Genomic DNA, 14,938 nt, shown 5'->3' with positions numbered 1-14,938 from the left:
GATCCGGCCCTTCGTGTGATTACTTCTTCATGCCTTCGGTGATGCGTTGGGTTTCGGCGCGCGTGGAGTCCGGGCCAGTGTTGCGCTTGTAGATACCGCCCTGGCCTGCGGCACGATTGAACAGATCAGGGTCGCCCTCGCGCTGTTCGAGGCCGAACAGGGGGAACAGGCCGGGATGGCGGCCCAGGCCGCCGTATAGATCGAGACAGCGTTCGATCCAGTCGCGCAGCGGGTCATCGTTGGCGAGCACCGGCGTCTTGCAGACCGAGGAAGTGAAAAGGATGCCGCCGAGGATGCGGTAATCGGCGTAGTTGGGCGATGACCCGCCAAGCCACTGATGCTGAGCCAGCGCCGCGCGCAGAGGTTCCAGGGCGGTGCTGATGCCGGGCAGGCGATCTTCACGGCCTGCCTGAACGTCCTCAAGCTTGCGTCCCAACATCTTCTCGCGGCTGTGGGTCACGTATTCGTGATCCTGCGGCAGTGAAAGGTCGCGGTAGTCCTGACAGAAGCAGAACATCCACGGGCCGACCGCAGCCTTCCAATACCAGTTATCGAGCGCCTTGACCGTGGCAGCCACACTTTCATGCGGGATCAGGGCAGGGCGGTCAGGATACTTGGTGTCGAGGTATTCAACGATGCCCCAGCTATCGAGCACGAATTCGCCATCGTCGACGATGGCGGGCAGGCGTTCGGTCTTTCCGCCGGTGCGTTCCAGAATGCCGGTGAAACCGCCGGGCACGACATCCAGATCGAAGCCCTTGTGCTTCAGTGCATATTTCGTTGCCCAGACGAAGGGGCTGATCGTTGCTCCCGTGGAGAGGGCAAGGTCGTAGAAAGTGATGGTGTTGTTCGCGGCCATGACATCCTCGTTATTTGGCTCGTATTCTGGTTGCCCACACTTTGCCAGATATTGTTAGTAACACAAACAATTTTTGCCCAAATACGCAAAGAGCGCCGGACCCGTCGGGATGGGCCGGCGCTCTCGCTGTCAGGCATGCGCCCTCAGTCTTACTTACGTGTGCGCCACCCTTCGGCGTAGTTGTCGCGCGCGGCGGCGACATAGGGCACCGCCGATACGGTGGCCTTGATTTGGGTCTGGACGTGTGGTTCGACGGTGGGCTTGGTCGTGCCGCCGTTCGGTTCGCCCCACAGCAGGCTGACTTCGGTGCCCGGCGTTTCGAAGCCCGGCTCCATCATGGCGAGCGTCAGGAACTTGCCTTCGTTGGCGGTGTAGCCGATCCACGTCGACAGGCCGACCATTTTGCCATCGACCAGCACCTGATCGAACGGGTGCATCGAATAGACGGCGCTCGGGTATTCCATGAACTTTGCGCGGTCACCCGTGCTCAGCGCCGAGGACTGGACCCGCATCACGTCTTCGTTGTCCAGCGCCAGCGTCACCTTGGTGCGGTGTTTACCTTCTGCGGCCATTTTCTCCAGCGCAGCGCGACCGATGAAGTCATGGTCGAACTTCACAAACGGCCCGTAACCCAGATCCCACGGCGTGGTATAGTAGCCTTCGATGGTTTCGGGAACATAGCTGCCGCCGACGGAGCACTTGGCTTCATAGGAATTGGCCGAGAGCCACGCGCGGTATGGGGCGAGCGCTTCACCGGTGTAGATCGCGGGGAAGGGCGAGGGGATCCAGCCCGATTCCAGCGTGTTCGACGAATAGGCACGGCCACCGACCAGCGCCATCTGGAACTCCTTGCCCGCTTCGACCAGCGCGGCATGGACCGCGCAATAGTCTTCCCACGGACCCATGAGTTCGAAGCCGGGCTGGCCTGCCATGCCGTGGCGCAGCGCGCGCACTTCCTTGCCGCCAATCGTCATGCGGGTCATGTGGAAGAACTTGAGCTCGGGCGGCGTCGTGCCAGTGGCCTTCTCGATGATCTTCATCGCGTTCGGACCCTGGATCTGGAAGCGATAGCTGTTGCGCTTGCCATCGGTGCGCATCGCCCAGCGTTCGTCACGTTCGACGGTGACGTTCCAGTTGCCGCTGGCGGCGTGGTATTCGACCCATTCGATGGTCGGCGCACGACCGACGAGGTTGAAGTGGTTCTCGTCGAGATAGAACAGGATCACGTCACCGATCACGTAGCCATCGGGGGTGACGGGCACGAACTGCTTGGCGCGGTCGGGCTGGAAGTTCTTGAACGAGTTGATGCCCAGGTGCTCAAGCATCTTGAACGCATCCGGCCCCTTAACCGCCAGATCAACCATGTGGTACGACTGGTTGTAGAGAACCGCGGTGTGGCCCCATGCCCACTGCTCCGCGCGCCAGTTCGAGAATTCGGAAGGGACGCCAGGATAGACGTTAGGACCGACCTGCTGGTTGCGGACGAAGTTTACGAGGTCGCCAGCATTCTGGATGACCTGCTCAAGGGTCTGGGACATGATTCTTGCTCTCCCGATGCGATTTCGCGGATGTGGAGTCGCTTTGCCCTACTTTCGCGTGCTTGAAAAGTTCGGAATGGTGAATTTGATGAAAAATTGTATGTGAGGCGTACAATTTCGGCCTGAAAGTCGCACAAACGAAAAGGGCCGGTCCTTGCGGACCAGCCCCTTTGCGTGTCGATTAAGGCAAATCAGCCTTCGACGTGTTCGGCGAGAACCGTCAGGCCCTTGGCGCCGACTTCTGCGAAGCCGCCCTGGACCGTGATCTCTTCAGGCGCCGAACCTGCAGACTTGTAGACCTTGATCGTCCCGTCCTTGACCGTGGACATGAAAGGCGCGTGGCCTTCCAGCACGCCGAATTCACCGTCGGTGCCGGGAACGACTACCATATGGACCTCTTCCGAACGGACGAGGCGGGCCGGGGTGACGAGTTCGAAGTGGAGCGACATCTCTTGCCTTTCGGTCTCCCCGGGGCAGCCCGGGGAGCTAGCTCAATCAGGCTTCAGCAGCCAGCTTCTTGGCCTTCTCGACCGCTTCGTCGATGCCACCGACCATGTAGAACGCGGCTTCGGGAAGGTGGTCGTATTCGCCGTCGACGACTGCCTTGAACGAACGCACGGTATCTTCGACCTGCACGAACTTGCCGCTGATGCCGGTGAAGACTTCTGCCACGTGGAATGGCTGCGACAGGAATCGCTGGATCTTGCGGGCGCGGGCGACGGTGAGCTTATCTTCTTCCGAAAGCTCGTCCATGCCCAGAATCGCGATGATGTCCTGCAGCGACTTGTACTTCTGCAGCGTTTCCTGAACGCGGCGAGCGGTCTGGTAGTGCTCTTCACCGACAACGGCGGGCGTCAGCACGCGCGAGGTCGAGTCGAGCGGGTCAACCGCCGGATAGATGCCGAGTTCCGAAATCGCGCGGTTCAGCGTGGTCGTTGCGTCAAGGTGAGCGAACGAAGCGGCTGGCGCAGGGTCGGTAAGGTCGTCGGCGGGAACGTAAATAGCCTGCACCGAGGTGATCGAACCCTTGGTCGTGGAGGTGATGCGCTCCTGCAGCTGGCCCATGTCGGTGGCGAGCGTCGGCTGGTAGCCCACGGCCGAAGGAATACGGCCGAGCAGAGCCGACACTTCCGAACCCGCCTGCGTGAAGCGGAAGATGTTGTCGACGAAGAACAGAACGTCCTGGCCTTCCTGATCGCGGAAGTATTCGGCCATCGTCAGACCCGAAAGCGCAACGCGAGCGCGGGCGCCCGGCGGTTCGTTCATCTGGCCGAACACGAGTGCCACCTTCGAGCCGTCCGGCGTCGGGTTGCCATCAGCATCCTTGGCGATAACGCCGGCGTCGAGGAATTCGTGGTAAAGGTCGTTACCTTCGCGGGTGCGTTCACCCACGCCTGCGAAGACCGACACGCCGCCGTGGCCCTTGGCGATGTTGTTGATCAGTTCCTGAATGAGAACCGTCTTGCCCACGCCTGCGCCGCCGAACAGGCCGATCTTGCCGCCGCGGGCATAAGGGGCGAGAAGGTCGATGACCTTGATGCCGGTCACGAGGATCGCGGCTTCGGTCGACTGTTCGATGAATTCCGGGGCCTTGGCGTGGATCGGCGCGGTCTGCTCTGCGCCAACCGGGCCGCGTTCGTCGATCGGCTCACCGATCACGTTCATGATACGGCCAAGCGTCTTCGGGCCAACCGGCACCGAGATTTGTGCGCCAGTGTTGGTGACCGGCTGGCCGCGGGTCAGGCCGTCGGTCGAGTCCATCGCGATGGTGCGGACGGTGTTCTCACCAAGGTGCTGCGCAACTTCGAGAACAAGGCGGTTGCCGTTGTTGTCAGTTTCGAGCGCCGAGAGGATCGCGGGGAGTTCGCCATCGAACGCCACGTCGACGACGGCGCCGATGACCTGGCTGATCTTGCCGGTAGCTACTGCGGTGGCCATTGTTGTTTCCTTGCCTTCTATCTCGTCGTCAGAGCGCTTCGGCGCCAGCGATGATTTCGATGAGTTCGGTGGTGATCGCGGCCTGACGGCTGCGGTTGTACTGAATGGTGAGCTTGTTGATCAGCTCGCCCGCATTGCGCGTTGCGTTGTCCATCGCGGTCATCGACGCGCCCTGTTCCGAGGCTTCACGCTCGAGCAGGGCACCGAAGAGCTGCGTGGTGACGTAGCGCGGCAGCAGTTCCTCGAGGATTTCCTCCTCGCCCGGCTCGTATTCCACCACGGCGTCGATAGCGACGGTGTTGGTGGGGGCGGGGACAGGGATGATCTGCGTGGTCACTGGCAGCTGCGTCAGCGCATTCTTGAATTCCGGCGCGATGAGGTGCGCGACGTCGAACTTGCCTGCTTCGAACATCGCGATCAGGTCATGTGCGATTGCGGCAGCTTCGTCAAAGCCGGGCGTGCGCACCAGACTGGTGTCGTATCCGGCGGCGATGCCATTCGGATAATCGCGGCGGATCGGAGCACGACCCTTCTTGCCGACGAGGTAGAACGTCACCGTCTTGCCAGCAGCTTCGAGCGCGCGGGCCTGAAGCTTGGCTTCCTTGACGAGGTTCGAGTTCAGACCGCCGCACAGGCCCTTGTCGGTGTTGACCACGACAAGGAGGTGACGCTGGTCCGATCCAGTTCCGCGCATCAGCAGCGGGCCGTTATCCTGCCCTGCAACCTTGGCAGCGAGGCTGCCCATCACTTCGGCCAGACGGCTGGCATAGGGGCGCGCGGCTTCAGCGGCCGCCTGCGCCTTGCGCAGCTTGGCCGCCGCGACCATTTGCTTGGCCTTGGTGATCTTCTGGGTCGATTTGACCGAGTTGATCCGACCCTTGAGTTCCTTCAGCGAGGCCATGACGGCTCCCTTGATCCGTCACCCCGTCGCGCTGGACGGGGTGGCGTTGACTTCAAAGACTTAGGCGAACTGCTTTGCAAAAGCGTCGAGCGCGGCGACCAGCTTGCCCTTGGCTTCATCGCCAAGATCCTTAGTGTCGCGGATCAGCGTCAGCAGATCAGCGTGCTGCGTGCGCAGGAAGCTGAGCAGTTCGGCTTCGTATTCGGTCACGCGTGTTACCGGCACGTTGTCCAGATAGCCGTTCGTGCCCGCAAAGATCACCGCAGTCTGCTCTTCAAAGCCCAGCGGCGAGAACTGGGGCTGCTTGAGCAGTTCTGTCAGGCGCGAACCACGGTTCAGCAGCTTCTGGGTCGAAGCATCGAGGTCCGAGCCGAACTGCGCAAAGGCCGCCATTTCGCGGTACTGCGCCAGTTCCAGCTTGATCGAGCCAGCCACCTTCTTCATCGCCTTCGTCTGGGCCGAGGAGCCGACGCGCGACACCGACAGACCGACGTTGATTGCCGGACGGATGCCCTGATAGAACAGGCCGGTTTCAAGGAAGATCTGGCCGTCGGTGATCGAAATCACGTTGGTCGGAATGTAGGCCGAAACGTCGCCCGCCTGGGTTTCGATGATCGGCAGTGCGGTGAGCGAGCCAGCGCCGTTTTCGTCGTTCATCTTCGCGGCACGCTCAAGCAGGCGGCTGTGGAGATAGAACACGTCACCCGGATAAGCTTCGCGGCCCGGAGGACGACGCAGCAGGAGCGACATCTGGCGATAGGCCACGGCCTGCTTGGAAAGGTCGTCATACACGATCACGGCGTGCATGCCGTTGTCGCGGAAGAATTCGCCCATCGTCGCGCCGGTGTAGGGTGCGAGGTACTGGAGCGGAGCCGGTTCCGAAGCGGTTGCGGCCACGACGATGGAGTATTCCATTGCGCCGTTTTCTTCGAGCTGGCGCACGATCTGTGCCACGGTCGAACGCTTCTGGCCGACGGCGACGTAGATGCAGTAAAGCTTCTTACCTTCGTCCGTCCCGGCGTTTGCAGCCTTCTGGTTGATGAAGGTGTCGATCGCGACAGCGGTCTTGCCGGTCTGACGGTCACCGATGATTAGTTCGCGCTGGCCACGGCCGACAGGAACGAGAGCGTCAATCGCCTTGAGGCCGGTCTGCACGGGTTCGTGCACCGACTTGCGCGGGATGATGCCCGGAGCCTTGACTTCGACGCGGGTGCGGGTTGCATCAACGATCGGGCCCTTGCCGTCGATCGGGTTGCCCAGAGCATCGACCACGCGGCCCAGCAGGCCCTTGCCGACGGGAACGTCGACGATGGTGCCGGTGCGCTTGACGACATCGCCTTCCTTGATTTCGGCGTCTGAGCCGAAGATCACGACGCCGACGTTGTCGGCTTCGAGGTTCAGGGCCATGCCCTTCACGCCGTTGGCGAATTCGACCATCTCACCGGCCTGGACCTTGTCGAGGCCGTGGATGCGGGCAATACCGTCACCCACCGAGAGAACCGACCCGACTTCCGAGACCTGAGCGTCGGTGCCGAAGCTGGCGATCTGGTCCTTGATGACCTTCGAGATTTCAGCGGCGCGGATTTCCATTTTCAGCCTTTCACAGAGCCTTGAGGCTTCAAGCCTTCATCGCCGTAGCGAGGGAATTGAGACGGGTGCGGATCGAGCTGTCGATCATCTGGCTGCCGATTTTCACGACAAGGCCACCGAGAATATCGGGATCGACATTGGTCTTGAGCTTGATCGACTTGCCGGTGCGCGCCATCAGCTTTTCAGTGATGGCGGCAATCTGGGCATCGTCGAGGGCGTGGGCGCTGGTCACTTCGGCGCTCACTTCGCCACGGCTGGCAGCGGCAATCTGTGCAAAGGCGCGGATCATGCCGGGCAGGTCCGACAAGCGGCGGTTCGCTGACAGCACGCCGGTGAACTTCTTGGTCAGGTCCGAAAGGCCGATCACGCCAGCAACGGCATCAATTGCGCGGCCCGCTTCTTCGCGACCCAACTGCGGGCTGGAGATCAGGCTCTTCAGATCAGCCGATTCGCGCAGTGCAGCATCGAGTGTTTCGAGGTCGCGCTCAACGGACGCAACCTGGCCCTGTTCATTTGCCAGTTCGAACAACGCCGAAGCGTAACGCCCTGACAAGCTGGCCGTAATGCCGCCGGAAATCTCCACGCGCCGAAGTTCCTTCATCCAAGGATAAGCCGAAGCAGACCATTGCCCGGAGATGAACACCGGGTGGCCTGCAGACGGGGCGCGCCTAGCAACGTCGGGCGGTTATGACAAGATGCGACTTGCCTTCTTGTGCATAGGTATGAAGGGATTCCGTGCTGGCCGGTGCGATCACTGCCCAGGTTGGCAGTTGTAACGCATCCTCTCGTTCGGCTCCGGCGGCAACAAAGCCTTGATAGCCTGCTGGTTGCGGCCAAATTGCAGCGCTGCATCCTCGCCCGCGCCGCAAGCAGGGGCGCTGATCTTGGCGCGCTCGGCACGGGCCTTCGTCATCGTTTCCAGACCCACCAAGAAGCGTTCCACCGTATAGGTCCGCGTCTGCGGGTCATACGAATTTACCGAGACGGTCTCTTCGCCATTGGGCACGAGAATGCGGCTCCAGCCGTCGTCCGCCTGTCCGTATTGCGTCTTGCCGTTCATGCAGCCGCCTTCGGTCCATTCTATCGGAACGTCGGTAATATCGGATACCGTTACCCTGCTGCGCTGGGGATCGAGAACGCAAATCATTGACGCAGAAGTAGATTTTGCAGCGATGCTGGCCGTGGCGCTTGCGCTTGCTTCGGGGGCGGCGATCATGTCTTTCGCGCGCTGATCGATGGAGGTGAGCGACGGACGCAGGAACCATACCACGATGGCAGAAAGCATCAGCGCGCCCGCACCGAACACGTGCTTGCGCTGAAAACGCCCGCGCCGTTTGGAAGCCTGCACCATCCCCCAACCGCCTGCGCCAAGCGCGCCGACCAGCAGCAGCGCGGCAAGCGCAAGCCCATTGTCCCGCTCCGACAGCACGGCAAGTTCGGCATCGCGCCGGGCCTTGTCCATCGCACGTTCGCGGGCTTCGGCCTTCGCTTCGTTTTCCGCAGCAAGTCTTGCACCTTCACCGGCGGCGCGTTCTGCCTCGGCGCGATTCAGGTCCGCTATCGAACGGCACGGTAGCCCGCTGCTATGCACTTCCACATTGGCACGGCGCAGAAAGGCCGAAAGCTCTCGCATCGAAATGGCGAAATAGAACGCCGAATCGGTGCTGTTGTCGCTCACCGTGCCGAACGAGTTCACGCCGATCACGCGCCCGCACGAATCGAGCAGGGGGCCGCCCGAATTGCCCGAACCCAGCGGCGCTGTGTGCAGCAAAGTATCGAACGAACGCGAAGAGCGTCCCCCCGAAAGATAGCCGCGCGTTTTGACCGCTGCTTGCGGGGTGACCAGATCGGCCATCGAAAGGCCCTGTGCCAGATCGACATTGCCCGGATAGCCCACGGCGTAAACTTCCGCACCATCGCCCGGAGCGCCGGGGAACAGCGTGATCGGCGTGATCGAGCCGCCGCCTTCGATGCGCAGCAGGGCAAGGTCGTTGCCCGGCGAATAGGCTATCAGTCGGGCGGGATAGCCATTGCGCCCTTCAGCAGGAACCACGCCCGCGATCAGCGAATCATCGCCGCGCAGTTCTTCAACAACGTGAGCATTGGTGACGATCAGGTTCGGCGTGACGGCGAAGCCGGTGCCGTGGGTGATCAGCCGCGCCCTGTCTCCATCGCTTTCGATGATGACCACCCGCACGACCGAGCGGCTCGCAGCCGAAATGTCTGCCGGGTCCGCGTGGGCGGCCGTCATGGCCAGCGCCATGTAAAGGGACACAAGGAAAGCAGTTAGGAGCTTGGCGACACGCATGGGCCGCTTCTTGCGCCTAATTGCTTTGACCGCAAGGTGCGGGACGCGATAGCGCGCCCGATTCGGCAGGATGTCTCCACAGTTCAGGATGACACACCATGATGAGCGAAGACGAACCTTGCCTTGACCATGGCGAGCACTATCCACCGGAGGCAATGATGTCGCAGCCGATCACCGATGACGAAGCATGGGATGCGGTAATCGCGCGTGATCGTGCCTATGACGGGCGCTTCGTGACCGGCGTGGTCAGCACTGGTATCTATTGCCGTCCATCGTGCGCAGCGCGGCATCCACGGCGTGAGAACGTCCGGTTCTTTGCCGATGGCGCGGCAGCGACAAAGGCAGGGCTGCGCCCTTGCCTGCGTTGCTCGCCCAATGATGTTTCGCGCGATGAACGCGCGGTGCTGGCCGCCATAGAGGCTATAAAGGCGGCAGGCCAATCGCTTGCTCTTGCCGATCTGGCGGCGCGCTGCGGGTATTCGCCCACGCATTTCCAGCGGGTTTTCACGCGCAGCACAGGCCTTTCCCCCGCCGCCTATGCGCGCGCATTGCAGAAAGAGCGGATGGCACAGGCTCTCAGTGGAGCAGGCAGCGTAACCGATGCGATCTATGACGCGGGCTTCTCTGGCCCCGCGCGGTTCTATTCCGCAGCAGAAGAAAGGCTTGGCATGGCACCCTCGGTATGGCGCAACGGCGGGCGCGGTGTGACGATCCGCTGGGCGATTGTGCCAACCTCACTCGGCTCCATGCTGGTCGCCGCAACGGACAAGGGCGTGTGTCGTCTGTCGTTCAACGAAGACGAGCAGGCGCTGCGCACACGCTTTCCGAATGCGTCTCTGGTACAGGGCGGCGCGGTATTTGCGCAATTGCTGGGCGATGTGGTGGCCGCCGTCGAAGCGCCGGGCGATTTTGGGCACATTCCACTCGATGTAAAAGGCACGGCGTTTCAGGAAGCGGTGTGGCAGGCTCTACGGCGTATCCCGCCGGGTGAAACACGATCTTACGCGCAGATTGCCGCCGAAGTGGGCAAGCCCGGCGCGGTGCGCGCAGCAGGTTCGGCCAACGGAGCGAACAACGTGGCGGTGCTGATACCGTGCCACCGCGTGATCCGTTCGGACGGTTCGCTGGGTGGTTATGCCTATGGGCTGGAGATCAAGCAGCGCTTGCTCGATAAGGAGAGGCATGGGCGCGACTGAGGCGCTCGATCACGCCCGCGCCCACCCCGTTTGGGCGGGCGTGAGCGTTGCCAGAAAGGCTTCTGCACTTTCCAGATAGGCGGCACGCTTGTCCTCGGCCATTCGCCGCCATGTGGCATAGGGTTGGGCCAGGCGGTGATAGTCTGACAGCTTCTTTTCGTTACGGTCCAGAAAATGCCAGTAAAGTGCATTGAACGGGCAAGCGCCTTCGCCGGTCTTTTTCTTCACGTTGAATGCGCATTTGCCGCAGTAGTCGCTCATGCGATCAATATAGGCCCCGCTGGCGGCATAGGGCTTCGACGCCAATCGCCCCTTGTCGGCGTGCAGAACCATCCCGGCCACGTTGGGCAGTTCCACCCATTCGAAGGCATCGGCGTAAACCACCAGATACCAGTCGGCCACGTCCTGCGGCTTCAGTCCGGCCAGAAGTGCGAAGTTGCCCAGCACCATCAGTCGCTGGATATGGTGGGCGTAGGCATTGTCGCGCGTGGTGCGCACGCAATCGGCAAGGCAGCGCATGTCTGTTTCGCCGGTCCAGTAGAAGTCTGGCAGTGGGCGGGTTGCGTCAAGGCCATTGGCATCGGCAAGGTCCGGCATTTCCAGCCAGTACATGCCGCGAATGTATTCGCGCCAACCGATGATCTGGCGGATAAAGCCTTCCACCGCTTCCAATGGCGCACGGCCTTCCCGCCATTCGGTTTCAGCGCGGCGGCACAGGTCCAGGGGATCGAGCAGGCCGATGTTGATTGCGGGCGATAGCACTGCGTGGAACAGGAAGTCCTGTTCGGCGACCATCGCGTCCTGATACTTGCCGAACAGGGGGAGGCGGTGTTTCAGGAAATCATCCCGCGCGGTTTTCGCCTGCCCGCGGGTCACTGGCCAGCCGAACTTTTCGAGCGATCCGAAATGTTTCGCAAAGCGCGTTGAGACAAGTTTAAGAACGTCCCGCGTCACAGCATCCGGTTTGAAGGCGGGTAGGGCGGGTGGCTGCAATCCGCTTTTCGGCCCGTCCCGATTCTCGGCATCGAAGTTCCAGCGCCCGCCAACCGGCTTGTCGCCTTCCATCAGCAATCCGGTCTTGCGGCGCATTTCGCGGTAGAACCACTCCATGCGCAGCTCCTTGCGGCCTGCCGCCCATTCATAGAAATCGGGCAGGGGGCAGATGAAGCGTGTGTCAGGCAGGATGCGCACGCGGACGGGCAAGTCCCTGCGCCAATGCTCTATCGCCTGCCGCACGCGCCATTCGCCAGGCTCCGTTACCTGAACGCCACGCGCACCATGACGGTCAACCGCACGGGTGACTTCGCCGGTGAAACTGCCAGTGTTGGCCGGATCGTCGAGCTTGACGTAATCGACTGTCCAGCCTGCCACGCGCAGTTCCTCGGCAAAGTGGCGCATGGCCGAAAGCATCAGCGCGATCTTCGCTTTGTGGTGGCGAACGTAAGTCGTCTCTTCCGCCACTTCCATCAGCAGAATAATCGTATCGTCCGGCTTGCGATCGGCAAGGCTGGAGATATCGGGAGAAAGCTGATCGCCAAGGATGGGGACCAAGACTGGGCCGGATGCGGATACGGTCATTTTGTGGGAATGGTCGAGCGCGCGATTGGTTCAACCTGCCCTTTGGGGTCAGACGAAGCTGTAGGGATCGATGTCCACCGCCACGCGCACCCCAGGCGGAAAGCGGAGCGGCTCCAGCCATTCTCGGATCACGCGCTGGATTTCGCTGGATCGTCGTGCGTTGATCAGCAGGCGGTAGCGGTAGCGACCACGCAGCAGCGACAGTGGGGCAGGCGCGGGGCCGAGGATCAGCACGTCGTCCAGCCGTGGCGCGGTGCCGCCGATGCCGCGTGCGGCATCACGCGCTTCGGCTTCGTCCTCACTCGATACGATGATTGCCGCCCAGCGCCCGAACGGCGGCGCGCCCGCGTCCCGCCGCGCTTCGGCTTCGGCTTCGTAGAAGGCATCGCGGTCACCACGCGCCAGTGCCTCGATCACGGCAGCTTCGGGATGGCGGGTCTGGATCAGGACTTCGCCGGGCTTTTCACCTCGCCCTGCGCGCCCTGCGACCTGTGCGATCTGCTGATAAGTGCGTTCTGCCGCCCTCAGATCGCCCCCCTCAAGTCCCATGTCGGCATCGATCACGCCGACCAGCGTGAGTTCGGGGAAGTGGTAGCCTTTGGTCACGAGTTGCGTGCCGACGATGACGTCGATGGCTTTGGCATTTGCCTTCTCAACGAATTCCGCAGCCTTGGCTGGGCTTGTGAGAGTGTCTGAAGTGACCAGCGCAACCCGCGCTTGGGGCAGGATTTCTGCCACTTCGTCGGCAATCCTTTCAACCCCCGGTCCGCAGGCGACGAGGCAGTCAGGTTCATTGCATTCTGGGCAAGCGTCGGGCGTCGGAACCTCGTGTCCGCAGTGGTGGCAGGCGAGGCGGCGGGACAGGCGGTGCTCGACCAGCCATGCCGAGCAATTCGGGCACTGGAAACGATAGCCGCAGGTCCGGCACAGCGTGAGCGGCGCATAGCCCCGGCGGTTGAGAAACAGCAGCGATTGTTCGCCCTTTTCCAGCCTGTCTTTCAAGGCTTTGACCAGCGGTGGCGCGATCCAGTGGCCGCGTTCGGGCTGCTCCAGCCGCAAGTCCAGCACCTTGATATCCGGCAGGGTCGCACCGCCGAAGCGGGCAGGCAGGATCACCCGCTCATAGCGTCCTGCCTCTGCCATCTGGAGGCTTTCGAGGGCTGGCGTGGCGCTGGCGAGAATGACAGGTGTGGACTCGAACCGGGCGCGCATCACGGCGACATCGCGCGCGTTGTACCGCACGCCATCATCTTGTTTAAATGAGATTTCATGCGCTTCATCGACCACGATCAGGCCTAGATTCGCAAAGGGCAGGAACAGGGCGCTACGTGCACCTACAAGCACCTGAGCGACACCTAGCGACACCGAACGCCACGCACGCCGCCTTTCCGAGGCTTTGAGCGAACTGTGCCATGTCACCGGCGGAACGCCAAAGCGGGCCTCGAAGCGTTTGAGGAAAGTTTCTGTCAGCGCAATCTCTGGCAGCAGCACCAGAACCTGCCGACCGGCCTCGATGGCAGTGGCGATGGCTTCGAAATATGTCTCGGTCTTGCCTGATCCGGTTACGCCATCAAGCAGGAAAGGCCGGAATTCCCGCGCTTTTACGGCATCTACGAATTTCGCCGCGACTTCCGCCTGCTGGTCCGACAGATCGGGCGCGGAAAAGTGTGCGTTGGCAAGGGGATAGGGCCGGTCCGAATCCACGACGACCGGTTCCAGCAGGCCAGCGTTGACCATGCCACGCAGCACCCCGTCAGAAACGCCCGCAATTTCAGAGAGCTCGCGAATTGTCGCTTGCTGATCGTGCAGGAGATCGAGCGCGATCAGCCGCTGCGGGGTCATGCGGCCCGGCTCCCTTCCGGTCAGGCGGTATTCCGTAATCGTCCCGCCACCCTGCAATGCCGCGTTGCTCGACAGCGCCATGCGCGCCACTGAGGCGAGAGGGGCGAGGTAGTAATCTGCCGTCCATTCGATAAGGCGGCGCAAGGATGCAGGTAATGGAGGGACGGGAAGGACTTGCAACAGAGGGCGCAGCTTGTTTTCAGGCACTTCCGTGGCAGGTAGTCGTTCCGCTTCCCAGACCACGCCGATGATCTGGCGCGGGCCGAGCGGGGCGAGGACGACGCTGCCGGGTTCGACGGTCATCCCGGCGGGCACGCGATAGTCGAGCGGGCCGAGCGCGGCGTTGAAGACAAGGCATCGGACGCGGTTCATGTTGACCCGTCTATATGGGGCGTGATGGCCGGGGGCAAAGCCCGCAGGCGAAGGAACTGAGGAGAAAAGACGTGTCGCAGGTTGTAGGTCCGATCAATCGCCGCGCCTTGCTGGGCGGCATGACGTCAATCGGCGTGCTGGCGCTGGCTGGATGTTCAAGCTTCCCGGCATTTTCGCTGGAAGAGGCGGTGCGGCGGCTGTTGTTTCTCTCGTCCGACCGCGCCTTTGCCCGGCTGTTGCAGCCCGGGGGTTTCTGGGACGATCAGGTAACCCGGCTGGTCCTGCCGGAATCGCTGGGCAATCGTGGCGGCGTGCTGACGCGCATTCTGACCGGGCCCTTGATGAAAGACCGGTTGAGCCGTGCATTCAACGATATGGCCTATGAAGCGGCAGATCGCGCCGCGCCTGCCGTAACCGACGCTGTGCGGACCATCGGTGTGCGCAATGCACTGGCCCTGATCCGCAGCAGCGATCCGATGGCGGCGACGGCCTATCTTCATCAGGAAATGGGTACTAGCCTTGTCGAATTGATGGTGCCGGAATTTGGCGATGCCATCCGCGTCAGCCGTGAACCGCTGGTGGGGGAATTGCTGGCGGCGCTGACCGGCGTGGATGTGGGCGGCATCGCGCAATCGCTGGCCATGCAGGCCGACAACGCGATCTTCCGCGCCATCGGACGCGAAGAGGCGGCGATCCGTGCCGATCCGCGCTCTACCAACGATCCGGTGCTGATGGCGGCGTTTGGCGTAAAGTGACGGCCTGACAACGGGGGCCACCTTCCCTATAGGCGGGGGGAATCATTCCTCCCCCATCTGG

12 protein-coding genes are annotated in these 14,938 nt (G+C 62.1%); 2 read left to right on the top strand and 10 right to left on the bottom strand.

Features of this window, described 5'->3' with window-relative positions; genetic code table 11:
- Nucleotides 1-19: 19 nt before the first annotated feature.
- From HGI47_RS12040 to HGI47_RS12005, 8 genes are all read right to left on the bottom strand, one after another.
- A complete protein-coding gene (locus HGI47_RS12040) occupies nucleotides 20-859 on the bottom strand; it encodes a beta-etherase (RefSeq protein ID WP_168853006.1) in 840 nt (279 codons plus the stop codon).
- Between the two features lie 149 nt (nucleotides 860-1,008).
- Complete coding sequence (locus HGI47_RS12035) at nucleotides 1,009-2,397, bottom strand: aminomethyltransferase family protein (protein WP_206066150.1); 1,389 nt, start codon at nucleotides 2,395-2,397, stop codon at nucleotides 1,009-1,011.
- Nucleotides 2,398-2,588: 191 nt separating this feature from the next.
- Nucleotides 2,589-2,846, bottom strand: coding sequence for an ATP synthase F1 subunit epsilon (locus tag HGI47_RS12030; RefSeq protein ID WP_039335066.1), 258 nt, complete (start codon nucleotides 2,844-2,846; stop codon nucleotides 2,589-2,591).
- Between the two features lie 46 nt (nucleotides 2,847-2,892).
- Nucleotides 2,893-4,335 (bottom strand): F0F1 ATP synthase subunit beta, encoded by a 1,443-nt coding sequence (gene atpD / locus HGI47_RS12025; protein WP_168853005.1) that lies wholly within the window; start codon nucleotides 4,333-4,335, stop codon nucleotides 2,893-2,895.
- Nucleotides 4,336-4,363: 28 nt separating this feature from the next.
- On the bottom strand, nucleotides 4,364-5,236 hold the full coding sequence (locus HGI47_RS12020; protein WP_168853004.1) for a F0F1 ATP synthase subunit gamma: 873 nt from the start codon (nucleotides 5,234-5,236) through the stop codon (nucleotides 4,364-4,366).
- Nucleotides 5,237-5,296: 60 nt separating this feature from the next.
- Nucleotides 5,297-6,826: a F0F1 ATP synthase subunit alpha gene (atpA, locus tag HGI47_RS12015; protein WP_168853003.1), complete on the bottom strand. Its 1,530-nt coding sequence runs from the start codon at nucleotides 6,824-6,826 to the stop codon at nucleotides 5,297-5,299.
- Between the two features lie 28 nt (nucleotides 6,827-6,854).
- Nucleotides 6,855-7,409 carry a F0F1 ATP synthase subunit delta gene (locus tag HGI47_RS12010; protein WP_168853035.1) on the bottom strand — a complete coding sequence of 185 codons (555 nt, stop codon included), beginning with the start codon at nucleotides 7,407-7,409 and terminating at the stop codon, nucleotides 6,855-6,857.
- Nucleotides 7,410-7,577: 168 nt separating this feature from the next.
- Entirely contained in the window at nucleotides 7,578-9,134 is a 1,557-nt protein-coding gene (locus HGI47_RS12005; RefSeq protein ID WP_168853002.1) for a serine protease, read from the bottom strand.
- A 158-nt stretch (nucleotides 9,135-9,292) separates the two neighbouring features.
- Here HGI47_RS12005 and ada point away from each other — a divergent pair, with 158 nt between their 5' ends.
- Nucleotides 9,293-10,330 (top strand): bifunctional DNA-binding transcriptional regulator/O6-methylguanine-DNA methyltransferase Ada, encoded by a 1,038-nt coding sequence (gene ada / locus HGI47_RS12000; protein ID WP_206066148.1) that lies wholly within the window; start codon nucleotides 9,293-9,295, stop codon nucleotides 10,328-10,330.
- A gap of 9 nt (nucleotides 10,331-10,339) precedes the next feature.
- Here ada and HGI47_RS11995 read toward each other — a convergent pair whose 3' ends face one another.
- Both HGI47_RS11995 and HGI47_RS11990 read right to left on the bottom strand, forming a co-directional pair.
- Nucleotides 10,340-11,908, bottom strand: coding sequence for a cryptochrome/photolyase family protein (locus tag HGI47_RS11995; RefSeq protein ID WP_168853000.1), 1,569 nt, complete (start codon nucleotides 11,906-11,908; stop codon nucleotides 10,340-10,342).
- A 48-nt stretch (nucleotides 11,909-11,956) separates the two neighbouring features.
- Nucleotides 11,957-14,122: a primosomal protein N' gene (locus HGI47_RS11990; protein ID WP_168852999.1), complete on the bottom strand. Its 2,166-nt coding sequence runs from the start codon at nucleotides 14,120-14,122 to the stop codon at nucleotides 11,957-11,959.
- Nucleotides 14,123-14,193: 71 nt separating this feature from the next.
- Here HGI47_RS11990 and HGI47_RS11985 point away from each other — a divergent pair, with 71 nt between their 5' ends.
- Nucleotides 14,194-14,877 (top strand): DUF4197 domain-containing protein, encoded by a 684-nt coding sequence (locus HGI47_RS11985; RefSeq protein WP_168852998.1) that lies wholly within the window; start codon nucleotides 14,194-14,196, stop codon nucleotides 14,875-14,877.
- The last annotated feature ends 61 nt before the right edge of the window (nucleotides 14,878-14,938 follow it).

Source organism: Novosphingobium sp. ERN07, assembly GCF_012641335.1.
GTDB lineage: Bacteria > Pseudomonadota > Alphaproteobacteria > Sphingomonadales > Sphingomonadaceae > Novosphingobium.
The sequence above is the reverse complement of the archived record's forward strand: the minus strand, read 5'-3'. Positions and strand labels throughout refer to the sequence as shown.